Genomic DNA, 23415 nt, shown 5'->3' on the forward strand with positions numbered 1-23415 from the left:
CAGCCTATTGGTAACTTGCTCTTGCTAAAGTAAACCAGGGTGTATCCGCAAAAGGGATACACCCTTTTTATTGCGCCTTAGGGCAGTCTCTGCAGAATTGAACGACTGCCGTATCGTAAGCGGACACCAGCAAATATAAAAAACTACATTTTAGTGTTGATAATCAGTAGTTTGAATAACCGGCATCTTTTTGGTAAATTCAAAGCCTGTAACAATCACATGACCCCGAAAGGTCACCAAAACGAATAGATGGTCAGTAGTTATTTCAAAATAGCCCTGCGCAATATCATTAGGAACAAAGCCCATACGTTCATTAATGTTACCGGACTATCTGCCGGGATAGCTGTAGCGATCCTGATCGGCTTATGGATGTACGATGAGTTGGCATATGACACAATCCACAACAACTACGATCGCATAGCCAAGATCAGGCAGCACATTACGGTTAACGGAGAAGTCAAGACCGATAAAGCGGTACCCTTCCCCCTGGCTACTGAATTAAACACACACCATAATAACTATTTCAAATACGTGGTATTGTCCTCACATCGGGCAACACATTTGCTGGGCACAGACAATAAACAATTATCGCAACATGGAGTTTACCTCGGGCCGCAGGCGCCCGATATGTTGAGCCTGCAAATGATCAAGGGAACACGCAATGGCCTTATGGATCCATCGTCGATCCTATTATCCCGCTCAGCAGCCAAAGCCCTGTTCGGCGGTGCTGATCCTGTTGATCAGATCTTGCAGATCGACAACCAGGAAAAGGTAAAAGTAACAGGCGTGTATGAAGACCTCCCGGCCAATTCAACTTTCACCAACGTAAAGTTTATCGCGCCATTTCAATTATACCTGAAAAACGCACCTTGGGTGCGTAGTGCAGAACAGTCCTGGGATAAAAACCCGGTACAGGCATATGTACAGTTGCAGGAAGGAGTAAGGATGGATCAGGCATCCTTGCTCATTCGCGAAATGAAAAAACAAAGAGCTGGGGCCGAACAGGCAAAATACAATCCTATCCTTTTCCTCGAACCCATGAGCCGGTGGCGATTGTACGCGGAGTATGAGAATGGAGTCAACATCGGTGGACGCATCAAATACGTGTGGATGTTCGGGATCATTGGTGCATTTGTGTTGTTGCTTGCTTGTATCAACTTTATGAACCTGAGTACCGCCCGCTCCGAAAAAAGAGCCCGCGAGGTGGGTGTTCGAAAAGCGATCGGCTCCATGCGGGTACAAATTATCGCACAATTCTATTTCGAGGCCATGATGGTAGCGGCCCTGGCATTTTTGGGAGGATTGTTGCTGGTGCAAACATTACTGCCCTTCTTTAACCGGGTGGCAGGCAAAAGCATTGCCATGCCTTGGAGCGAGCCGATTTTTTGGGCTGCCGGGGCTGCGGTAACACTAATTACCGGGTTGATTGCAGGTTCTTACCCTGCTTTATATCTTTCATCCTTCCATCCGGTGAAAGTATTGAAGGGAACATTCCGGGTGGGAGAATGGGCCACCCTGCCCCGTAAAGTATCGGTAGTAGTGCAATTCGCCGTAACGATAGCGCTGATCATTTGTACGATCGTGGTCATACGTCAAATGGAATATGCCAAAAGCCGCCCGGTTGGGTACAAGCAGGAATTGCTCGTGAGTCTGGCAACGCACCCTGGCGGCAATCCCCATCGGTTTACGCTCATCAGGGAAGAATTGGTCCGTGAAAAAGTGATCACGGCCATGGCTGGCTCGCAGGCTCCCGCAACAGACACCTGGGGCTCAGAAGTCAACCTGCACTGGAAAGGGAAAGATCCCAATGCAACCATCGAATTTCCAGTAACAGGCGTATCGCTCGATTATGGAAAAACCATCGGGTGGCAGATTGTGGCGGGCAGGGATTTTGCCGCCGGTTTTGCCACCGATTCAAATGCCTTTATCATCAACGAAGCAGCAGTGCAGTACATGGGGCTGAAAGATCCCGTGGGGCAAACCATCACCTGGGGCAATGCTCCGTGCACTATAATTGGTGTAGTAAAAAACATGCTTACGGAATCGCCTTATGAGCAAGTGCGACCGTCTTTGTATTGGCGTATGGACGCCCATTCCAATTATGTCTTCGCAAAACTCAATCCTGCTATGGGGGCCAGTCCTGCCCTGCAACGCATGGAGGAAGTCTTTCGTAAATACGATCCCGCAGCACCGTTCGAATACAGGTTTGTAGATGAGGACTATCAGCAAAAGTTTGGCAACGAAGAGAAAGTAAGCAATCTGGGGGCTTTTTTTACAGCCTTAGCCATACTCATATCCTGTATGGGATTATTCGGGTTGGCCTCTTTCATGGCCGAACAGCGGACCAAAGAGATCGGAGTCCGTAAAGTATTGGGGGCAACAGTCTGGAGTATTTGGACCTTGCTCACCCGGGAATTTTGTTGGCTCGTGTTGATAGGGCTGTTAATTGCTGTACCCATCGCCTGGTATGGCATGCATCAGTGGTTGCAAAACTATGAGTATCGCACCAGCATCACCTGGTGGATAGTGGCTGCCACAGCAGCAGGCGCATTGCTGCTCACGATACTCACAGTGAGCTATCACGCAATTCGCGCGGCCCTTGCCAATCCGGTAAGAAGTTTGCGCACTGAATAATTTGTGTCAACGCCAGGCAAACAGACTGTTATCAAGTGCAGCTTATGGGAAACGCAGGGTTAGTCAAGCAGCCCTATCTAACAGCTACGACCAGAATTTCCACCAGGGCTTTTGAAGGCTTTTAAGATATTGTCCGGTGGTCTTTGCAGTACTCTTGCCTTTAATGACTGTCCATTCATATTCATGGTAGTTACGTTGGATCGTCAGACCAAAATGTTCGCAGTATTTTTCGATGTCATCAAAGTCAAAGCTATCATCGTCAGCTTCCTCCGTTTGAACAACCTTTAAGGTTGCGCCTTGCTCGCACGCCAGCGGCTCGCCAAAATTGACCGGTTCAAAATCCTCCGAATAACAGTATTCCAGCTCACGTTTCAATTCGCCGTTTTCGTACAATGCAAAGTAGTAGTACATCGAAACACTCTGTGCCATCGTTATGATCACTTTGGTCTTGAACTCCGAGGAAAGTTGTTTGCACCATTCGGGCAATTTGTGGGCGCTATTGTACACCACGGTCACCCAGCGGGGCTGTGTGGCGGTAAATACCAGGTAGCTGGGCAAAGGATCGCCCATTAAAAAGCTGGCATAATGATCTTTGGGAAAACTGGAGTAGGTGGCAGTTGCAATCCCGCTCAAAGATTTGAGCCTTGCCGTCAACCCCTGCACATCGGCAGTGTTGACATAAAATTTGGTCCAGGTGGCCATAGTGCAATCGAAAGGGGTTAAGGGGTTATCGTGTTGGTTAAGACCAACTGAAATTACCACTATTTGCCCGGATTCCCAGCGCTCGCGATCACCTTTAAAGCAGCCGTGGCTTTAGATGTATAAACCCTGTTTTTTTGTATCGCCTGTACTTGCAGAAACACCAGGTATTGCGAGGTTGCCGATGGCATGGTCATCGAAAATTCAACGGGTTGCAAAGCTGCCTTAAGGGAGGTTGGCGCACCAATCTCCACTTTCTTTATGCACAGGCCATTTTCAAAGTCAGGGAACAGTACCACCAGGCGCAATTGATAGTCGCCGGGAAAAGGCTTCTGTGGTACTTTTGGAGCCGAAGCCAATTGCACCTGTATGTTCAAGCGCTTTTTGTCACGCGCCACATTAATTTTATTGTAATTGCCAAACTCTCCGGTAATAGACTTGAGAGGATGTAGTAAATTACACTCAAGATGCTGGAATAATCTTGCATCGATGGGGAAGCCGGATTCAGCAGCATGAAAAATGATCTTCAGTAACCTCGACCACATAGCGCCATCCCGTGGTTCCTCGCGTAGCTGGTCGAAAATTAACTTGGCGTGCTTATTGCACGATAACAATAGCTGCCTGCTCGATTCCATTTTCTCATTCAATACAGCAGGCTTAACTGTTCCCCGCTTGCGGCGAACATGTGGTTTGTAACGACGGCTCTTCACAAAGGTCAATTCACCGATAGTTCCCTTGAGTTTGAAAATAACAGAAGTATTACTGGCCATTGGTAAACAGTTAAAACGTGAATAAAGATGTTTTTGCGAAAGAACATATGGGCTTCCAGATATATACGTATGGCCGAAAGGGCTGGATTTACAGTGAAGAAATAAAGATGTTATACAGACCTTACACGGGCCTTATACGGACTTTATACGGATGCGGATAGGCTTCACCCCAATACCGTACAACTACCGCAAAATACCCCTGCAATACCCTATGCTATAGGCCACCCCACCCACTTCCTTCCTTATTTTACTTCCCCCTCGTGCCTTCCCGCCTTGGAGCATCGTTGCCTTCCCGACTTGCTGCCTTCCCCCCTCGTTGCCTCAGTTGCCTCGGTGCCTTGATGCCTTCTCGCCTTCCACCTCGCTGCCTCCCTTGTCCCGCCACACGGCAGAATTGTTTTTTACCTACCTTAGAACCACCAACCGGCACCCCCGGAGCCATCATTGATCAACTAATCAACTCAGACCGACCAACTTCTACATCATTTAAAAATTAATGGGATACTACAGGCGTCGTAGCTGTCGCCCGGAGTCCTGTTTTATACGTATTTTTCACCCCGATCTATGAGTGAAACCATATTGAATAAGCTCGAAGCTTCAAGAAAAGAATTACTCGACCTGGGACTTCGTAATCCCTTGTTGAACTATAAACTGCCTGCCTCCAAAGGAGTACAGATTGTACAGGAAAAGTCCGACAGCATCTACGAACTCCTCGTGCGCCAATCAAAGGCCTTGACCTTCCTCGGCAAACCTGCCAAAGAAGAGAAAAAACGCAACGGTAACAGCGTCAATAATGTCGAACCAGGCGCTGAGTCCGAAGTCGTTTCGTCAAGCCAATCCGCCGACACGCTCGTAGCCCAACCCGCCGCCGCAGAACTTCCCAACGCAGCCGCACAAGATGATATCAACGACAACAACTTCCTGCCGCCGCCCACCGAAGAAACCATCACCGATACGAAACTTCAGACCGGCGAGCCCGAACTGCTCCTGCAAAAAAGATTGCTCAACACCTACTACGATGCACGCACCAGCATCGAAGAGCAAGGTGTTAACATACTATACCTGTCACTCGGCATGTTGCATTGGTACGAGGCCGACAATAGCGAAGAAAAAAGAAGGGCGCCCCTCGTCCTGATACCCGTAACCCTCGATCGCTCCAGCGCACGCGAAAGATTCCGCCTGCGCTACACACTCGAGGAAATGGGCGCCAACATATCCCTGCAGGCAAAAATGAAAGCCGAATTCGGCATCGCCGTCCCGGATATGGCCGATCCCGACGATTTCGACCTGCCTGCCTATTTCGAAGCGATCGCTGCCGTCATACGCAAAATGCCACGATGGAAGATAGAACCCGATGAAATTGAACTCGGCTTCTTTTCCTTCGGCAAGTTCATGCTCTACAACGACCTCGATAGCAACAAATGGCCAGCCGATAAAAAGCCCGCCGGGCATCCTATCCTGGTAAGTCTTTTAGATACAGGGTTCACCAACGAAACCCTGGCCATAGCCGACGATGCGCACATCGATGAAGATACCAATGCCGCCAGCCTCTTTCAGGTGGTAGATGCCGATAGCTCACAACTGCTGGCCATGCTCGCCGTAAATGAAGGAAAGAACCTTGTTATACAGGGACCTCCCGGCACGGGCAAGTCGCAAACCATCACCAACATCATCGCCAACGCGATCGGTCAGGGAAAGAAAGTATTATTCGTGGCCGAAAAGATGGCAGCCCTCGAAGTGGTAAAACGCAGGCTCGATAATATTCACCTGGGCGAAGCCTGCCTGGAGCTGCACAGCCACAAAGCCAATAAAAAAGAATTGCACAACGAGCTGCGCCGCATACTCGACCTGGGCAAGCCTACCGTGCAACAATTACAGCAACAGTTTACCCTGCTCGAAGCCCACAAGCTGGAACTCAATACCTATTGCTATGCTATTAACAATCCTGTAGGGAAAAGTGGACTCACTGTACACCAGGTCATTGGTCATCTCTTAAAGATCTACGAAACCACCCAACAGCAGGAAGTTGAAAAGATACCACTCGAGGACATAGTAGCCTGGGATGCAGATCGCATGAGCCGTGCCGAAGCGCTTGCCCAGCGCATACAAGCTCGCCTCAGGGAAATAGGTGTGCCGGCACAGCTGCTGTTCTATGGCAGCAAGCTGATGGTGCTTACCCCACAGGATCAGGAGTTCATCAAAACCAGTCTGCAACAAGCGGCCGCCGCAGTCACTGCCCTGGCAACAACAGCGGCACAACAAGCCACCCATATCGGCCTCACCGCCCCCCACAAAGAAGAGGAAGCACAGACCCTGGCTTCCATACTCAAGTTGTTATCGATTAGACCAGCCCTCGACGGCCTCGCCATTAGCAGCGAACAATGGCTTTTGTTGCAGGCTGATGTCGAAGAATTGCTGGCCGCGGGTAAACGTTACACGGCACTGCACGAACAATACAAAGAAATACTGATACCGGAAGCCTGGCAACAGGAGGTCATGAGTATTCGCCAAAACCTGCTTGCACATGGCCATAAATGGTACAAGTTCCTCATAGGCGATTACAACAGGAGCAACAAGCAATTGATGGCACTTTGTAAGAACCAGCCACCCAAAGACCTCGCCACCAAACTCGGATACGTCGATGCCATCCTCGAAGGCAAACGGCTCGAAACAAGCCTCGCCGAATACGAAACACTGGCCACTGCACTCTTTGGCACCCGTTGGAAAAAGGTAAAGACCGATTGGGCCTTCCTCGAAACTGCCAACCGATACCTGTTGGTGGTGCACAAACAAATAGCAGCCGGCCTTACGCCCAGGCTCGTGCTTGCTCATCTTGAAAAACACGAAGATCCAGTCATCACAAAAGCCTACCACAGCGAGCTGTCGCAGTCGATCGAACGATACAGGCAAAGCATTAATACCGTCATCACAAAGCTGGCACTCGATGAATCTCTCCGTTTTGGGGCCAAAGGAATGAACGGACAGCCATTCAGCCAGTTGGAGTCACTCTTCCAAACCTGGCAACAACACATTGCCGAATTACATCAAATAACCCAGTGGAATAGCCTGGTAGAAACCGCCGTCAAAGAGAACCTGCAGTCCATCACTGCCGCCGCTACACATTGGGAGCAAGCCAAAGAACTGCTCACTATCGCCGTGCAGAAAGCATGGTACGAATACCTCTACCAACAGGCCCAGCTGGGCAATCCCGCACTCAGGCAGTTTGAACGAGCCAGCCATGAAGAAGTGGTAAAACAGTTTCAACAGGCCGATCGCCTCAATCTCCAATACAATCGCGCACGTGCTGCCCTGAAACATTGGGAAGGCCTGCCGCGACTCGAAGCAGGAGGCCAGGTAAATACATTGCGGAAAGAGTTCAATAAGAAATCACGTCATATACCCATCCGCAAGTTGGTAGAAGAAGCAGGTAGTGCCATCCAGGCCATCAAACCGGTGTTCATGATGAGCCCGCTCTCCATTGCCAACTTCGTACCGCCGGGAACTGTCGAGTTCGATATGGTCATCTTCGATGAGGCCAGCCAGGTACGCCCCGTGGAGGCGCTCGGTGCCATACTGCGCGGCAAACAGGTTATTGTGGTGGGAGATACTAAACAGTTGCCGCCTACCAGTTTCTTCGACAGCCTCACCGGCGAGCTGGAAGAAGAGGATAATGTTACCGCCGATCTGCCCAGCATCCTTGGCATGTGCGATGCGCAGGGCGCCCTGCAACGCATGCTGCGTTGGCACTACCGCAGCCGTCACGAATCGCTTATTACCTTATCGAACCACGAGTTCTACGAGAATAAACTGGTTATCTTCCCCAGCCCCGGCTCGCGCCACCGCATGGGGCTCGTGTTCCACCATTTGAAAGACACCGTCTATGATCGTGGTAAAACACGCACTAACCCAAAGGAAGCCGAAATGGTGGCCGACGCAGTACTCGAGCATGCCCGCCGGTCACCAAAGCATAGCCTCGGAGTAGCAGCCTTCAGTACAGCTCAGCGCCAGGCCATACAGGATGCACTCGAAATCAGAAGGAGAAAACATCCCGAACTCGAAACCTGGTTCACTGCCCATGCCGATGAACCCTTCTTCGTCAAAAACCTCGAAAATGTACAGGGCGATGAACGCGATGTAATATTCATCAGCATAGGATATGGTCGCGCAGCCGATGGCAGCGTGAGCATGTCATTCGGTCCGCTTAATAATGAAGGCGGCGAACGCCGGCTCAATGTATTGATCACGCGCGCCAAACTTCGCTGCGAAGTGTTCACCAACATTACTGCCGACGATATCGATTTGTCACGTACACAGAAATACAGCATACAAGCCCTCAAGAGTTTTCTGTATTATGCACAGCATGGCAAACTCAACGTGCCCGATAAAATAGAAGGACTCCCTGCCGATAGTCCCTTTGAAGAGATGGTAGCAGGCAAACTCGCAGCGCAAGGGTATACTGTGCGTCGCCAGGTCGGTTCGCGCGGTTATTACCTCGATCTCGCGATTGTCGATCCGGATAATCCCGGACGGTACATACTCGGCATCGAATGCGATGGCGCTGCTTATCATTCCGCCCGTTCGGCACGCGATCGCGACCGCCTGCGCCAGCAGGTGCTCGAGTCTATGGGCTGGCAGATCTATAGAGTGTGGAGCACTGATTGGTTCCGCAACCCGGAGCGTGAATTGAAACGCCTCATAGCCGCCATAGATAATGCAAAGAACCTGCAACACATTGACGATGAAGCGGAGGAGGAGCAGGAGGAAGAAGCTGTCGTTATCATGGAACGCGAAGCCCCTGATGAAAGCAAACCAAACGATATACCCGGATACGAAATTGCAACGGTACCGGCCGCAATAGGAGAAGAAGAGATACACCAACATTCAACCGGCAGGCTGTCCATCTGGATCGAAGAGATCGTAAAGGTCGAAAGCCCCGTTCACTTCGATGAGGTTGCCCGCCGCATGATCGAGGCCGCAGGCGTTACCCGCATTGGCTCCCGCATCCGGGAAGCCCTGCAGCAGGCAATCAAATACGCCGAGGCCAATAAATGGATCAGGGTCAGCGAAGAATTTCTCTGGCACCGCGAAATGAAAACACCCCGCCTGCGCGATAGGAGCGACCTGCCCGCATCGGTCAAAAAGCTCAAATACATCGCTCCCGAAGAAATGCTCCTGGCCATCGAAAAAGTAGTCCGGGAATCAGTGGCCATCCAACCTGAAGCGGCCGTGCCGTTCGTGGCGCGGATATTCGGATTCAACCGGGTTACCGAAGAAATGAAGGCCGAAATAATAGGTATGATCGGCCGGGCATTAGATCAATCGATTGTGTACCAGGAAGGCGAATTTTTAAAGGTGTTTAATTAAGAGAAACCTGTTAAATAACCACATTTTTAGGTAAATTACGATCATACGAATAGCAATATAATTCGGGATTCCAGACCAATAATTGCAAAGCATGATCTTCCACGATTGCATCCGGCTCAAATGGCCGTGGATAGCCATTGGCTTATCCGCTGCTATCATAATTGCCTCGGTAGCCTGCCGCCAGAAAAATGCCTCCGGCAAATTGGCCGGCAACATCAGCTACAATTTTCACATCAGGCCCATCCTGTCCGATAAATGTTTCGTTTGCCATGGCCCCGATGCCAACAAACGCGCTGCCCATCTTCGGCTCGATATACAGGAAGCAGCCTATGCACCACTCACAGAAACCAAAGGCGCCTTCGCCATCGTGCCTGGCAAGCCCGAAGAGAGTGAAATGTACAAACGTATCATCTCCACCGATCCTACCTACCAGATGCCAGCCCCCGAGTCGCACCTTGGTTTGCTCAGCGAACAGGAGATCGCACGCATAAAGAAATGGATACAGCAAGGGGCCAAATACGAAAGGCATTGGGCCTTTAATAAACCCGGTAAGCCAGCCCTCCCCGCAATAGAAGAAAAGGAATGGGTAAAGAACGAACTCGACTATTTCATCGTGCAATCGATGGAGGAAAAAGGGCTTACTCCCAATGAAGAGGCTGATAAAGAACGTTTGCTCAAGCGCTTGTCTTTCGATCTTACCGGACTTCCGCCCGGCATTCCCCTCATGGACGAATACCTCAACGATGCCAGTTCCAACGCATACGAAAAAATGGTCGATAAGCTGTTGGCCTCACCCACCTACGGAGAAAAGATGGCACTGCACTGGCTCGATGTAGCACGCTACGCCGACTCCTACGGATACCAGGATGATAATATCCGCTCCCAGTGGGCCTGGCGCGATTGGGTCATCCACGCCTTTAATAAGAACCTGTCGTACGATCAGTTCCTCACCTGGCAGATCGCCGGCGATATGCTGCCCAACGCAACCAAAGAACAAATGCTCGCAACCGGCTTCTTCCGCAATCACAAATACACGGAAGAAGGAGGAGTTATCCCGGAGGAATACCGCGTAGAATATATACTCGATAAAACAAAAACATATGGCAAAGGCATCATGGGCATCACCATCGAATGCGCCCAGTGCCACGATCATAAATACGATCCCTTTAGCCAGAAAGATTATTACCAGTTATATGCCTTCTTCAATACCAGCAAGGAGCTCGGATTTGAAGGAGATATCTCCCAGTCCAAACTCGCCAAGAAGCCGGTACTGGAAATATCAAAAGAAGAAAAAGAACAGCTGCTCAACTTCATTAACCATAAAGATACCGGCCGGTTGTACGTCTCTGTCATGGGTGAACTCGATACCCTGCGCAAAACGTATGTACTGAAAAGAGGAGCCTACGATGCCCCGTCCGACCTGGTGAGTGCATCGGCCGTCAAAGCCATTATGCCTTACGACACCACAACGCTGCCGCGCAATCGCCTGGGCCTGGCGCAGTGGACCGTCTCCCGCAACAATCCGCTCACCGCGCGTGTATTTGTCAATCAGCTCTGGCAGGAGTTTTTCGGGAAAGGCATCGTTAAGACTACAGGCGATTTCGGTATGCAGGGCGAACTGCCCTCCCATCCCGAACTGCTCGACTGGCTCGCCGTCGATTTTATGGAGCATAATTGGGATATCAAGCGCCTGGTAAAACAAATGGTCATGAGCGCAACCTATCGCCAGTCCACCAAAGTCACCAAGGAGAAGCTAGGCATAGACCCTGAAAATATTTACCTCTCTCATGGTCCCCGCAATAGACTCCCGGCAGAGTTTGTACGCGATATGGTACTCGCCAGCAGCGGCCTGCTCATAAAGACCATCGGCGGACCCAGCGTAAAACCTTATCAGCCCAAAGGCCTCTGGGAAGCAGCCACCTCCGGCAGGGGAGTACTAGCCACCTATCAACAGGACCATGGCGAACAACTCTATCGCCGCGGCATGTACACATTTATTAAGCTAACGGTGCCGCCGCCATCCATGCTCATGTTCGATGCGAGTAATCGCGATCAGTGCGAAGTAAAGCGCCTTAAAACCAACACACCGCTGCAGGCATTGATCATGATGAACGATCCTACAACACTCGAGGCATCGCGCGTACTGGCACAGGAACTCGAAGCACAGCAAATGGCTGTAAAGGAAAAGATAGCAACCGCCTTCCGGCGTATCATCTGCCGCAAGGCCACCGATAAGGAAATGCAGGTATTGCAATCGTATTACGACGAGCAGTTGACACTGTTTAAGAACAAGCAACTCGATGCCGCAAAGACCCTGAAGGTAGGGGAGTACCCGCTCAACGAAAAGCTCGATGCCAATGCGAGCGCAGCCTTGATGAAGACAGTGAACACGATATACAACCTCGAAGAAGCCATCTTCAGGTCATAAATAGCAGCAGGTTCGCCTGCACAAACCAAGCAGTATGAAAAAAGAAATGCTGGAACATGGACTTACCTACAACCGCCGCCGATTTTTGTCGAGGTTAAGCCTTGGTATCGGTAGCGCAGCACTGGGGTCCCTGCTCATACCCGATCTGTTCAGCGGCGATCCTGCAGAAGCTGTACTGGCCGGGCTTCCCAAATTTGCACCCAAAGCAAAACGGGTCATCTACCTGTTCCAGAACGGAGCGCCCTCGCAACTCGATCTCTTCGATTATAAGCCCCTCCTGCAAAAGATGCACGGACAGGATCTGCCCGCCAGCATCCGGATGGGCCAGCGCCTCACGGGCATGACCAGCGGCCAGGAACATTTTCCACTCGCTGGTTCTGTCTTTAAGTTTGGCGAATATGGGCACGCCCGCGCGCAGATCAGTGAATTGCTGCCACATACCGCCAGCGTGGTAGACGATCTCTGCATCATCAAAACACTCTATACCGAAGCCATCAACCACGATCCGGCGCTTACCTTTTTCCAAACCGGCGCGCAGGTAGGCAACCGACCCAGCATGGGCGCCTGGCTTAGCTATGGCCTTGGCAGTGAGAATAAAAATCTCCCTGCATTTTGCGTGTTGCTTTCTAAAGGAAAAGGCAACGGACAAGGCGTGTATGGAAAACTCTGGACCAATGGCTTCCTCGATTCCATGCACCAGGGCGTACAATTCAGCAGTGGAGAAAATCCCGTATTGTACCTCAACAATCCCGAATCCATCGATAAGGCCGATCGCCGGCGCATGCTCGATAAACTGGCCGTATTGAACGAAGACTCCTACCAGGAGTTCGGCGATCCCGAGATCAGTGCCAGGATCCAGCAATACGAAATGGCATTCCGCATGCAAACGGCCGTGCCCGAGATCACCGACATGAGCAAAGAACCCGAATCCATCATTAAATTATATGGCCCCGATTGTCTCGTACCAGGCACCTATGCCGCCAACTGTTTGCTGGCCCGCAAGCTCAGCGAAAGTGGCGTTCGCTTCGTGCAGTTGTATCACCAGGGTTGGGATGCGCACGATAACCTGCCCGGACAGATCAAGGGGCAATGCAAAGACGTAGACCAGGCCAGTGCAGCCCTCATTACCGATCTCAAGCAGCGTGGACTGCTCGATGAAACCCTCGTAATCTGGGGCGGTGAATTTGGGCGCACCAACTATTGCCAGGGCACGCTCACGAAAGATAATTATGGACGCGATCATCACCCGCGCTGCTTTACCGTATGGATGGCAGGCGGCGGCGTAAAGCCCGGCGTGTATGGCGAAACCGACGAGTTTGGATACAACATCGCCAGCAATCCTGTACACGTGCACGATTTCCATGCAACCATCTTGAACCTGATGGGCCTCGATCACGAACAACTGGTCTTTAAACACCTTGGTCGCCGCTATCGACTCACCGATGTGGCAGGCAACGTGGTAAAAGACCTCATCGCATAACATCATCCCGAACCATTCCCTGCTAACTGGCATGAAACTAAAAAAAGGAATAGCCGTATCCCTTATACCGCTCAACGTATTGTTGCTGTTCTTCCTGTGCTTCAGCGCGAAGATCGTCGTGCCGGCCTGGCTCCAGGTAACCGGCCGCATGCATCCGCTCCTGCTTCACTTTCCAATAGTAATAGTGTTGTTGTACGTAGGCTGGGTATTGCTCAGCCCCCGGGCCCTAAAAGCCAGCACCTGGTATGCCGGCATCGAAGAAACATTGCTGCTGTCGGCCGCCTTTACCACAGCCATTACAGCCCTGTCGGGATTCCTCCTCTCAAAAGAAGAAGGGTATGAAGATGCCATCGTCGATTGGCACAAATGGATTGGGGCAACGCTCTCCTTCCTTTTATTCATACTGTACAGCTATAGACCGAAGATCACAAAACCTGTGCTGGTGAACACCACGCTATTGGCCATCACGGTCATCGTAATATGGGCGGCTCACCTTGGCGGCAACATCACACACGGTCAGAATTTTGTGCTGGCCCCCATCACGCCGGAAAAGCAAAAGCCATCCGCACCGCTCGAGGAAGCCATTGTTTACGCCGATGTAATAGAGCCCATACTGCAAAACAAGTGCATGAGCTGCCACAACAATGGAAAAGCCAAAGGCGAGCTCATCATGGAAACCAAAGAAGCCCTGCTGAAGGGCGGAAAGAATGGCGTGTTGTGGGATACTGCCAGCGCAGACCTGGGTCTGCTCATGCAACGTATACATTTACCCGAAGAGGCAAAGAAACATATGCCCCCCGTCGGCAAGCCACAGCTTACCGCTTTCGAGATCAACCTGCTGAAAGCATGGATCAGTGGAGGCGCCCAGTTTGAAAAGAAAGTGTTGGAACTACCCGAAAGTGATACGCTCAGGTCACTGGCAACCACCTTGCTCAGGTCTTCCGAAGAAGATACCTATACATTTGAACCCGCGGCCGACAAACAAATACAACAACTCGGTAATAACAACCGCGTCATAACACCCGTATCCGCCGGCTCACCGGCCCTCACGGTCAATTTCTATAATCGTGCCTTCTACGCAGCAAAAGAGCTCGAAGCGCTCAAACCAGTCGAATCCCAAATCGTCGACCTCAACCTCGATAAAATGCCGGTCAAGGATCCCGACCTGAATATCATAGCCCGCTTTAAGAACCTGCGTCGGCTCAATCTCAACTTTACCGATATCACCGGCAGCACACTGCAGGAGCTAAGCAAACTCAAAGAACTGAAATTGTTATCGCTCACCGGCACAACCGTAAATGCCGCGCAGTTGCAGGCACTGCAAAAGAACAAGAACCTGAAGGCGGTTTATTGCTGGAATACGGGCATCACCGAACAACAAATGGCCGTACTGCAGCAGGCTGCGCCTAACATAAAATACTATGCAGGCTTTAAGGATACCACCACCTTACAGATCATACCACCTGTAATAGAAAATGAAGAGCTGGTCATCACGCAGCCCGTGGCGCTCAAACTGAAACATTATATTAAAGGGACTGAAATACGCTACACCCTCGATGGAAAAGAGCCCGATAGCATCAGCTCACCTGTCTACAACAAGGAGATATTGCTCAAAGAGACCGGACTGGTAAAAGCAAAAGCTTACAAGAAAGGATGGGTCGCCAGTGAGGTAGCGCAGAAGCAGTTTTACCGGTCGGCCTGGAAAGTCGATAGTGCCATACTCGCCACCGACCCCGATCCAAAATACCGGGCCAGGGGAGCGGCTACCATCATCGACCGCGAAAAAGCCGAACCCAATTATGGCAATGGAAAATGGATAGGCTACCATGGAAAACCCATTACGGCCACCTTGTTGTTCTCGAAGCCCGCCATGGTGAGCAGCGTAACCATTAGTATGGTCAAATCGGTCAATGAACATGTATTCCCGCCGGCCAGTATACAGGTGTGGGGAGGGAAAGATAAAGACCATCTTACCTTGCTCAATACCCTGCGCCCGCCAGCGCCGGCCAAAGACGACCGCGGCAAAATGCCCATCACGTTCGACAGCCGTTTTGCTCCGGCTGAGCTCTCCTGTATCAAACTCGTCCTCACACCCATACCCAATATCAAACCCTGGATAGCCGACAAAGGCGCCCAAAGCTGGCTCTTTATCGATGAGGTGTTCATCAATTAAAAAAGCAGGCACACCAGCGCCCGCTTTTTCATGGCCAACTTCAGGATTCGCCTGGCATCTATGTTTGTTGCTTTTCATGCGCCACCGCGATGACGTAACATCGGCACCATTCTCCTGCCTGGCGATAGCTATATCCTAACGGGAAGCTGTTTTGCCACTGCCATTCACAACGATCGAAGCCAATTGCTGACCGCCGGGAAGCTCTTTCGAGGAATAGACCAGTTGCAGCTTGCCTTCCTTGTTTTTTTGCAGGTCGAGAATGTCGCCTACTTTGCAGCTCATACTGCTCTTGGTATTGTTGGCGTCTCCAAAATGCCATTCCTTCAACGTCTTGTTATTGCCGTCCTTGATCGCAATGCTTCTCCCTTTACCGGGTTTGCCGCAATGGCTGTAATAAACGCTCAGTACATCATTGTAATTTGCTTTTCCCAGCTCAAAACTCTTAACGCCTTCCTTCATGGCAACATGTTGCTCAAAAACCAGTTTGTCGTTCAGGAAGATACTGAAGCTGTCGCCACCCCGGTAAGTAGAAAAAGAAAACAAAGCGGCACATACGGCCAGCAAAGCCAGTGATTTGGCTGCTATACGGTTGCTCTTGAACAGGTTCATAATGCTATATTTTGTGGTGAATAATTACTTGACACCACAAAACAACGCCGAAACCAGCCCCCTGAATAATTACTTACACGAACGAATCAAACCCCTTGACGATATGCAGGCTTAACACGGGAGAGCAGCAGAGGCGAGGGAGTAGATTGCCCCTTCACTTGATGTTACTTGGTAAGTTTGGAGAATTCCAACTGCCTGAATAGTACGCTGGAAATGGTGCCATCAGGACCGATTTTGAACGCCAAAGGTTCACCGGTTCCGGGAACCAGTTCAATCCTCACCGTCTCGGGCCTGATGTACGCAGTGGCGATACATTGCATATTACCCATGCTGACTCGAAGATCGTGTCCGGCTTCAGACACTTCAATAACACCATAAGCTGGGTGCGAAAACTGGCCTGTATAAAGATTAATCGATCTAGATAGTTGGGAGGATCGTTGGGCCCTGATGAAATGTTCATCCTGCCTGGCTTTTTTGTTGCGAACATATACGATGGATAGGTCCTTTAGTTGTTGTTGATAGTAAGCGTCAAAATCTGCTCTCATTTGCAACCACCAGTCGTACGAAAATGTAGCCAGCAAACTCGCTACTCTTCCGCCAACACTACTCTCATTAACAAAGATGGCCAGTCCGAGTTTTTGATCGGGCATAAAAGAAATATGGCTGCGATAACCAGGAAATCCTCCAAAGTGATAGATTACCCGCTCTTGTTTATAGTTACCGATCTGCCAGCCAATGCCATACATTCCATTGCCTGTAAAGGGCTCCAGGTCTCTTACCGTGGCAACGTAACCTTGGTGGCAGGCTTCAACGACAGTTGAAGGAATTACCTGTTTGCCATCGAGCTTTCCACCTGCCATATTCATGCGCAGCCATTTTGAAGCATCATTGATGGAACAAAAAATACCGCCAGCCGATTGCAGGTTGTTGTCCTGTTTGGGCAGCCACGAACGTGTTAATCCCTTATCGTCCGCCACCAGGTAAGGAGCAGCTACGGTCCAATTGTTGGCTGTAGCTTTTGATAGGTAGGCTGTTGAATGGTTCATGCCCAGCGGCGTAAAGATTTTCTCCTGAACGAGGTCCTGCCAGTTTTTGTGAAGTGATTCCCACAGTAAGACTGTATAGATATTATATCCAAGGTTATCATAAAAGTACTTGCCGCGTAATGAGTCGACCAGGATCGATTCATTAGCCAGTATCTCCCGCATATCTTTTTTGTCAACAGTGCCCGAATAGGCCATTCTGAAAGTAAGCGGATCGTTTTGGATACCGCTGGTATGCGTAAGAAGTTGACGGATCGTGATCATGTTGGCAGGAACAGCGTGTTTGAAACTGATACCTGGAGCTACGTCCTGTATAGTAGCATCCAGCTTTAGCCCACCTTCATGATCCAATTGGGCAGCGGCAATCCCGGTAAAAGATTTTGTAGCGGATGCAATGTAATATAGGGTGTGCTCGTCCGATTTTATACCCTTTTCCTTATCCGCCCATCCATACGTCTTCATGAAAACGGGTTTATCGTCTTTGACGACCACAACGGCCAGGCCTGGCAATGCAGGGAACGTGGATAGCAACTTTTTAATATAAGTGTCGGCCGCGGAGGAGAAAATTGCAGCCGGTGTAGTGGACTGTTGCGAATAACCTGGAGACAAACAGCATAGCAGCAAGAGCACCAAAAAGAAAGTAGACCGCATTTTTAGATTCAAAGGTAGGCAGCAGTACACAGGAAGTATAGAACAAATGAAACATCGCAGCCATTGTTTACCTGCAAGCTGCTAAACCTACTGATCATTGCGTCCCAATGATCCCAAAAGCCTCCTGAATTCGGCGGGTGTACAGCCGGCTAGCGAACGCAAAGTACGGGTAAGGTGGCTCTGGTCTGCAAAGCCCGTCTCATAAGCAATGGCTGCCAGCGACTTGTCCGAAGTGGCCAATTCCTCCAACGCCGTCATCACCCGGGTATAGTTCCGGAACTGGACCGGCGAAAGACCATAGATTTTCCTGAATCCACGCGCCATCGAAACCCGGTGCAGGTAAAGTTGTTCCGATAACGCCCTGATAGACTGTGGCTCATCAAGGTTCGAAGTAAGCGCCTGCTTCACGGCTGCAGGCCATACTACGCTGGCTTCATCATCCTGCTGCCTGATGCCGCTCAGGGTGATAAAGAATTGATCCAGTACCCCGGTTAACGTTTTCTCATTCTGTACACGTTGGATCTCGGTCCACAAACGAACGCCCATCACATGGATCGCTGGATGATGGATCCATTGCCATTTTTTGAAGCGTTCTCCAAATAGGTCATTGTCGTTAAAACTGATGGAAAGCAGCCGCAAAGGCCCCGATCCAAAACGGTTCTCGTGAACAACCTGGTTGGGTTTGATCACCACATAATTACGCGAAGCTACAACAGAACGGTCCTGGGTCGATTCACTCAATTCGCCGTCCAGGATAATACTGATGCGCGAAAGTTTGTCGCGGTGAGGCGCCATGTAAAGGTCCGGCGGATATACCGAACGTTCAACGTTGAACCTGTCAAAATGTATGATGGTAGAATCCCTTTCCATGGTCCCGACTTGTCGCAAAATACAATTTGTGGGCCTTTTATACTTTTTTTCCGCGCTAACACCTGCCAGTGGCGTATTTTAGCCCCTATTAAACCGACCATTAATATGAAGTTTCTCGTTTCCCTGTTAACCCTTTCCCTGCTCGTAACTGCCGCGTCGGCTCAGAAAAAACAACTGACGCCCGATGATTATGGTAAATGGCAATTTCTTAGCTATTCCGATATCACGCCCAATGGCGAGTGGGTTGCTTATATCGTGGCGTCGCAGGAAGTCAACGATACCCTGTATGTCGTGAGCCGTAACAACGGCAAAACCTATAAGCTGGAATTCGCCACCAACTTCGAATTCTCCAGAGATAACCAGTGGATCGCCTGGCAGATCGGTACCTCTTATGCCGAAGGCGAAAAGCTCCGCGAGCAAAAGCAGCCCATCCGCTACAAAATGGGCCTCCTGAACCTCGCTACTGGTCGCAAACAGATTGTGCAGGACGTCTCCTCTTTCCGTTTCTCCCGCAACGGCAAGCTCCTGGCCATCAGCCTCGAGCCTCCCAAAGACAATAAGGACAAAGGCGCCGTACTCCTCCTGAAAAAACTGTCGGATAGTACCACCCGCACCATCGGTAATGTAACCAGCTGGGCCTTTAACAAGAAAAGCGATTACCTCGCTTACGTGGTAGAGTCTGCCAACCAGGCCGGCAATTCCGTAGAGCTCTTTAATCTCGATAACTATTCACTGAAGATCATAGCCAGCGACACCTGCCGTTTCTCCAAACTCACCTGGCAAAAAGAAGGAGAAGGATTTGCATTCTACAAAACCTTCAAAAAAGAAGACTTCGAAGAAGAGAATGCGGCCGTGTATGCTTACGTAAATATCTATAAGGCGCCGGTGCTCAAAATATTCGACGGAACCTCCTTCAAAGGCTTCCCCGATACCATGCGCATCAACAATAGCTCGAACCTGACCCTCAGCGACGATATGACGGCCGCATTCTTCGGCATTAAGTCATGGACCCGCAAACCGAAAAAGGAAGATAAAAAAGCTGCCGACTCCACCAAAGCAAAAGCAGATACCACGAAAAAGGCCGAAGCGCCCAAAGTGCTCGCCGCCGCGCCTAAGAAAGACGACAAGCTCGCGGCGGTAGACGTGTGGCATTGGAAAGACACCGAGATCCAGCCCCGTCAGAAAATAACCTACGCCCAGGATAAAGACCTCAGCATGCAGGCTGTTTGGAACATCGACAACAATACTTATTTTCAGTTGGGCCAGGAAGAAACACCCAATGCCAACTTCAGTGAGAACAGGAAATGGGTAGTGGTTTCTACCAGCAAGAAATACAAGCCGGCATTCAAGGAAGATTATGCCGACTACTATCTGGTAAACACCCGCACCGGCGAAAGAAAGCTCCTCTTCGAAAAAATGCTCGCAGGTTGGTTTACCGCACCCCAGCCCTCACTCGAAGGCAAATACCTGCTTTACTTTAAAGACAAGAACTGGTGGAGCTATAATACCGCCAGCGGACAAAATATCAACCTGACCGAAAAACTGAATACCTCATTCTGGAATACCCGCGATGATCACCCCGCTACCAAACCACCCTTCGGCTTCGGCGGTTGGATCAAGGGCGATAAAGAAGCCCTGGTATACGACGAGTACAATGTATGGGCCCTCAACCCCGAAGGCAAAGGTGCCCGCAAGATCACCGATGGTGACAAAGATGAGATCCAGTACCGTGTTACCCGCCTCGATTATGAAGATCCATTCATCGACGACACAAAACCCATCTACTTCAGCGCCTATGGCGATAAGACCAAGAAGATGGGCTACTATAGGTTGGAGAAGAACAAGTTTACTCCGCTTGTTTACGACGATGCTTATGTGTCTCGCCTCATAAAAGCGAAGGAATCCAATGCATTTATGTATTCGAAGCAGGATTACAATCTTTCTCCGGAGCTGTACGTAACCGATAACTTCGCAGCCAGCAAAAAGGTAGTGGCCACAAACCCCCAGCAACAAAACTACTATTGGGGTAAGAGTGAACTGGTAAGCTTTACCAATAAGAAAGGTAAGCCCCTGCAGGGAGCCCTGTTCTATCCCGCCAATTACGAACCTGGCAAACAGTATCCTATGATCGTATACATCTACGAAATACTGTCCAATACAGTACATATGTATACCTCGCCATCGGTGCGCAGCGCTTACAATACCACCAACTATACCACCAATGGATACTTCGTATTCCGTCCGGATATCGTATACGATATCAACGAGCCTGGAACCAGTGCGGTAGATTGCGTGGTACCCGCCGTAGAGCAAGTGCTCAAAACCGGAATGATCGACAAGAATAAGATCGGGCTCATGGGGCATAGCTGGGGAGCCTATCAAACCTCCTTCATCATCACCCAAACCGATCTTTTCAAAGCGGCCTGTGCAGGCGCACCGCTTACCGACCTGATCAGTATGTCGATGTCCATCTACTGGAACAGCGGCACACCCGATCAAAAGATCTTCGAAACCAGTCAGGGCCGCTTCGATGGTCCCTGGTATGACCGGATGGATCATCACGTCCGCAATTCACCGATGTTCAATGCCAATAAGATCAAAACGCCTTTGCTCGTAGCCTTCGGTGATAAGGACGGCGCGGTAGATTGGCACCAGGGCATCGAAATGTATGGCACCATGCGCCGTATGGAAAAAGAACACGTGATGCTGGTATATGCCGATGAGAACCACGGTCTCGCTAAAAAAGAGAACCAGATCGATTACCAGAAACGCCAGCGCGAGTGGTTCGATCACTTCCTGCTGGGCAAGCCAGCTCCGGCCTGGATCACCGAGGGCGTTAGTTACCAAGATAAAATGAAGGCAGCAGAAAAAGAAAACAAATCATCCCAATAGATTGTAAAAAAGAACATGAAGAAAGTTATTGTTACAGCCAAGGTGCACAACTACCTGGTCGAACAACTGGAGCTGAAAGGATACACGGTGCAATACCTCCCGCAGATCACCCATGAAGAATTGATGGAGCAGGTAGGAGATGCTACCGGACTGATCGTGACCACGCGCCTGAAGATAGATAAGGCAATACTCGATAAAGCACCCGCACTGAAATGGATAGGCCGCCTCGGCAGCGGTATGGAACTCATTGATGTTCCCTACGCACAAGGTAAAGGTATTATCTGCGTCAGCAGCCCCGAAGGCAACCGCAACGCGGTAGGCGAGCAGGCACTTGGTATGCTGCTAAGTCTCATGAACAAACTGCACAGCAGTATGCAGGAGATCCGGGAAGGAAAATGGGTGCGCGACCTCAACCGTGCCACTGAGCTTACGGGCAAAACTGTCGGCATCATCGGTTTTGGTAATACTGGTGGAGCATTCGCCAAAGTGCTCTCTTCTTTCGACGTGACCATCCTGGCACATGATAAATACAAGTTCGGTTTTGCCAAAGAGTTGGTGAAGGAAGCCAATGCAGAGCAGGTGGCGCGTTATGCCGATGTGATAAGTATGCACCTGCCACTCACAGAAGAGACTTATCATTATGCCAACGATGAGTTCTTCAATTCGCTCGAGCGTACGCCCTGGTTCATCAATACATCCCGTGGTAAAGTACACGATACTGCTGCCCTGATCCGGGCATTGAAAAGCGGTAAGATAGCTGGCGCGGCACTCGATGTGTTGGAAAACGAAAAGCTGCCAACCTACACCAGCGAAGAGCAACAGCAGCTCGATTGGTTGCTGGCGCAGCCCAACGTGTTGGTAACACCGCATATCGCCGGATACAGCCACGAAGCCTTTTACAAGATGGCCAAGGTAGTGCTCGATAAACTAGGCATCTGATGAAATGAACGGTGAACAGATGTGTAGGCTTTACACGAATTCGGCAGCCCATAAGTATGTCTACCAAAGGGTTAGAAACCGCCGCCCCGGATGCCGGCAGCATAAGCGCCGTATGCAGCAATTGACGCATGGCGGAAGATTAATTGGCACAATATTCTGAATCCCCTGGGTTTTAATTCAGAATTTAGTTATATTTTTGCTTAGTTACACAATCATGCAACGCTTCAGCGGGATACCTGAGGCGTTGTTCTTTTTTTCTGTTACCGGAAGCCGGGAGGTTTTCGGACTAAAAAAATAAGGAGGTTTATATGAGCAGTGTTTTATATGTCAGTAAAGAAACACTCGAGCAAATGAAAGAGGAATTGTTACGTATGCGTACGGTAGACAGACCCGCTGCTGCCCGTGCAATTGCCGAGGCACGCGAAAAAGGCGACCTCAAGGAGAATGCAGAATACGATGCGGCCAAAGAAGCTCAGGGTATCCTCGAAGCCAAGATCAAAAAGTTGGAAGGCGACCTGGCCAGCGCCCGGATCCTGGAAGCCGATAACGTAGATACCAGCAAAGTGTCGATCCTCACCAAAGTCACACTGAAGAACATGACAACAAAGAAGGAACTTACCTACCAGATCGTTTCAGAAAAGGAAGCCGATCTCAAGCAGGGTAAAATATCCATCACCTCACCAATTGGAAAAGGCCTGCTCGGCAAAACCATCGGTGAGATTGCAGAAGTACAGATCCCTGCCGGCGTCGTGAAGTTCAAGATCGAAAACATCACCGCATAGTTAGGAGCTCCGCAAGGAGCACTTACATACGAGAACAAAGCATCGAAGCCCCGCTCACAAGCGGGGTTTTTCATTAGCTTT

13 protein-coding genes are annotated in these 23415 nt (G+C 50.2%); 8 read left to right on the forward strand and 5 right to left on the reverse strand.

Going from position 1 to position 23415, the window contains the following annotated elements; all coding sequences use genetic code 11:
• Positions 1–249 precede the first annotated feature (249 nt).
• On the forward strand, positions 250–2634 hold the full coding sequence (locus P2H89_RS02890) for an ABC transporter permease (RefSeq protein WP_275824988.1): 2385 nt from the start codon (positions 250–252) through the stop codon (positions 2632–2634).
• Positions 2635–2718: 84 nt separating this feature from the next.
• Here P2H89_RS02890 and P2H89_RS02895 read toward each other — a convergent pair whose 3' ends face one another.
• Together P2H89_RS02895 and P2H89_RS02900 are read right to left on the reverse strand one after the other, a co-directional pair.
• Positions 2719–3336 carry a hypothetical protein gene (locus tag P2H89_RS02895; protein ID WP_275824989.1) on the reverse strand — a complete coding sequence of 206 codons (618 nt, stop codon included), beginning with the start codon at positions 3334–3336 and terminating at the stop codon, positions 2719–2721.
• A 59-nt stretch (positions 3337–3395) separates the two neighbouring features.
• Positions 3396–4103: a hypothetical protein gene (locus P2H89_RS02900; RefSeq protein ID WP_275824990.1), complete on the reverse strand. Its 708-nt coding sequence runs from the start codon at positions 4101–4103 to the stop codon at positions 3396–3398.
• A 564-nt stretch (positions 4104–4667) separates the two neighbouring features.
• Here P2H89_RS02900 and P2H89_RS02905 point away from each other — a divergent pair.
• The 4 genes from P2H89_RS02905 to P2H89_RS02920 all read left to right on the forward strand — a co-directional run bounded on the left by P2H89_RS02905 (position 4668) and on the right by P2H89_RS02920 (position 15548).
• Entirely contained in the window at positions 4668–9467 is a 4800-nt protein-coding gene (locus P2H89_RS02905) for a DUF3320 domain-containing protein (protein WP_275824991.1), read from the forward strand.
• 91 nt (positions 9468–9558) lie between these two features.
• Positions 9559–11895, forward strand: a complete 2337-nt coding sequence (locus P2H89_RS02910; RefSeq protein WP_275824992.1) for a PSD1 and planctomycete cytochrome C domain-containing protein — start codon at positions 9559–9561, stop codon at positions 11893–11895.
• Positions 11896–11929: 34 nt separating this feature from the next.
• Positions 11930–13375, forward strand: a complete 1446-nt coding sequence (locus P2H89_RS02915; protein ID WP_275824993.1) for a DUF1501 domain-containing protein — start codon at positions 11930–11932, stop codon at positions 13373–13375.
• A 31-nt stretch (positions 13376–13406) separates the two neighbouring features.
• Positions 13407–15548 carry an FN3 associated domain-containing protein gene (locus P2H89_RS02920; RefSeq protein ID WP_275824994.1) on the forward strand — a complete coding sequence of 714 codons (2142 nt, stop codon included), beginning with the start codon at positions 13407–13409 and terminating at the stop codon, positions 15546–15548.
• A gap of 135 nt (positions 15549–15683) precedes the next feature.
• On the opposite strand, the gene P2H89_RS02925 is transcribed toward P2H89_RS02920, so the two are convergent.
• From P2H89_RS02925 to P2H89_RS02935, 3 genes are all read right to left on the reverse strand, one after another.
• Complete coding sequence (locus tag P2H89_RS02925; RefSeq protein ID WP_275824995.1) at positions 15684–16157, reverse strand: hypothetical protein; 474 nt, start codon at positions 16155–16157, stop codon at positions 15684–15686.
• A gap of 164 nt (positions 16158–16321) precedes the next feature.
• Positions 16322–17851 (reverse strand): serine hydrolase domain-containing protein, encoded by a 1530-nt coding sequence (locus tag P2H89_RS02930; protein ID WP_275824996.1) that lies wholly within the window; start codon positions 17849–17851, stop codon positions 16322–16324.
• Between the two features lie 87 nt (positions 17852–17938).
• Positions 17939–18721: an AraC family transcriptional regulator gene (locus P2H89_RS02935; protein WP_275824997.1), complete on the reverse strand. Its 783-nt coding sequence runs from the start codon at positions 18719–18721 to the stop codon at positions 17939–17941.
• Positions 18722–18826: 105 nt separating this feature from the next.
• Between P2H89_RS02935 and P2H89_RS02940 the strand changes: the two genes are divergently transcribed.
• The 3 genes from P2H89_RS02940 (at position 18827) to greA (ending at position 23334) form a co-directional block, all read left to right on the forward strand.
• Entirely contained in the window at positions 18827–21613 is a 2787-nt protein-coding gene (locus P2H89_RS02940) for a prolyl oligopeptidase family serine peptidase (RefSeq protein WP_275824998.1), read from the forward strand.
• 15 nt (positions 21614–21628) lie between these two features.
• Entirely contained in the window at positions 21629–22552 is a 924-nt protein-coding gene (locus P2H89_RS02945; RefSeq protein WP_275824999.1) for an NAD(P)-dependent oxidoreductase, read from the forward strand.
• Positions 22553–22860: 308 nt separating this feature from the next.
• Positions 22861–23334 carry a transcription elongation factor GreA gene (gene greA / locus P2H89_RS02950; RefSeq protein ID WP_275825000.1) on the forward strand — a complete coding sequence of 158 codons (474 nt, stop codon included), beginning with the start codon at positions 22861–22863 and terminating at the stop codon, positions 23332–23334.
• The last annotated feature ends 81 nt before the right edge of the window (positions 23335–23415 follow it).

It is taken from the genome of Paraflavitalea sp. CAU 1676 (assembly GCF_029223285.1).
Classification (GTDB): domain Bacteria; phylum Bacteroidota; class Bacteroidia; order Chitinophagales; family Chitinophagaceae; genus Paraflavitalea.

Excerpts from the sequence above, each read along its gene's own strand:
- P2H89_RS02890 (WP_275824988.1), top strand. The coding sequence starts at position 250 with ATGGTCAGTAGTTATTTCAAAATAGCCCTGCGCAATATCATTAGGAAC.
- P2H89_RS02895 (WP_275824989.1), bottom strand. The coding sequence starts at position 3,336 with ATGGCCACCTGGACCAAATTTTATGTCAACACTGCCGATGTGCAGGGG.
- P2H89_RS02900 (WP_275824990.1), bottom strand. The coding sequence starts at position 4,103 with ATGGCCAGTAATACTTCTGTTATTTTCAAACTCAAGGGAACTATCGGT.
- P2H89_RS02905 (WP_275824991.1), top strand. The coding sequence starts at position 4,668 with ATGAGTGAAACCATATTGAATAAGCTCGAAGCTTCAAGAAAAGAATTA.
- P2H89_RS02910 (WP_275824992.1), top strand. The coding sequence starts at position 9,559 with ATGATCTTCCACGATTGCATCCGGCTCAAATGGCCGTGGATAGCCATT.
- P2H89_RS02915 (WP_275824993.1), top strand. The coding sequence starts at position 11,930 with ATGAAAAAAGAAATGCTGGAACATGGACTTACCTACAACCGCCGCCGA.
- P2H89_RS02920 (WP_275824994.1), top strand. The coding sequence starts at position 13,407 with ATGAAACTAAAAAAAGGAATAGCCGTATCCCTTATACCGCTCAACGTA.
- P2H89_RS02925 (WP_275824995.1), bottom strand. The coding sequence starts at position 16,157 with ATGAACCTGTTCAAGAGCAACCGTATAGCAGCCAAATCACTGGCTTTG.
- P2H89_RS02930 (WP_275824996.1), bottom strand. The coding sequence starts at position 17,851 with ATGCGGTCTACTTTCTTTTTGGTGCTCTTGCTGCTATGCTGTTTGTCT.
- P2H89_RS02935 (WP_275824997.1), bottom strand. The coding sequence starts at position 18,721 with ATGGAAAGGGATTCTACCATCATACATTTTGACAGGTTCAACGTTGAA.
- P2H89_RS02940 (WP_275824998.1), top strand. The coding sequence starts at position 18,827 with ATGAAGTTTCTCGTTTCCCTGTTAACCCTTTCCCTGCTCGTAACTGCC.
- P2H89_RS02945 (WP_275824999.1), top strand. The coding sequence starts at position 21,629 with ATGAAGAAAGTTATTGTTACAGCCAAGGTGCACAACTACCTGGTCGAA.
- greA (WP_275825000.1), top strand. The coding sequence starts at position 22,861 with ATGAGCAGTGTTTTATATGTCAGTAAAGAAACACTCGAGCAAATGAAA.